The 640-nt window shown below is 63.9% G+C and carries 1 protein-coding gene; it reads left to right on the forward strand.

Features of this window, described 5'->3' with window-relative positions; genetic code table 11:
• On the forward strand, nt 1-354 hold a 354-nt coding region (locus NA4_RS42360; protein ID WP_218022545.1), incomplete at its 5' end, for a hypothetical protein.
• Nucleotides 355-640 lie beyond the last annotated feature (286 nt).

Here is a 640-nt window from a genome sequence, read left to right on the forward strand (position 1 = left end):
CATCAGCTCGAACGCCAGCTCGTCGGTATTCACCGACGATCCTTCCGGCATTCCACACTCCTCCCTGCTGACTTGCTGGCTCCCTTCGCCATGCACACGCCTCTCGCGTGCTCGGACTACTACGGAGCGTCCGCCCCACCTGAAATCTTCAGCCGACGACGGGCCTATCCCGCACTGGCAGATGGATTCCGCAGCGCGGGAACGATTTCGAGCGGTTCCCGTGTTCACCAGAAATCGATCGATCGGGTAGGCACCCAGCTTTGCTCCGGCAGCATCGCCATGGCTACGCCGCAGTCCTTCACCATGGCCTCCTCACCGGCACGCTTAGCCGGCTTCGGAGTCGACCACCCGTAACGGGTTGTCGTGCACTGCGTCCCGGCCCATATCCGCCAGATTTGAGCCGGTGCCTCGCTTACGAAGCTTTAACCACTGGTTCCTCTCGTATACCGTCCGATCTCGCTCGCCGGACCTGGCCCGTCTGGCAGTTCCGAACCGTCCCGGCTACCGCAGCGCTGCTTCCCGTCCTCCCCGGCGTCTCCCGGATCGGACTGCGCTCCGCTCCTACCAGGCTGCTGCGACAGCCCAGCGAGAAGGTCTTTCACCTCCTTCGATTCCTGGCGCCTCACGGCGCACAAGCGCC

Source organism: Nocardia amamiensis NBRC 102102, assembly GCF_001612745.1.
Taxonomy (GTDB): Bacteria; Actinomycetota; Actinomycetes; order Mycobacteriales; family Mycobacteriaceae; genus Nocardia; species Nocardia amamiensis.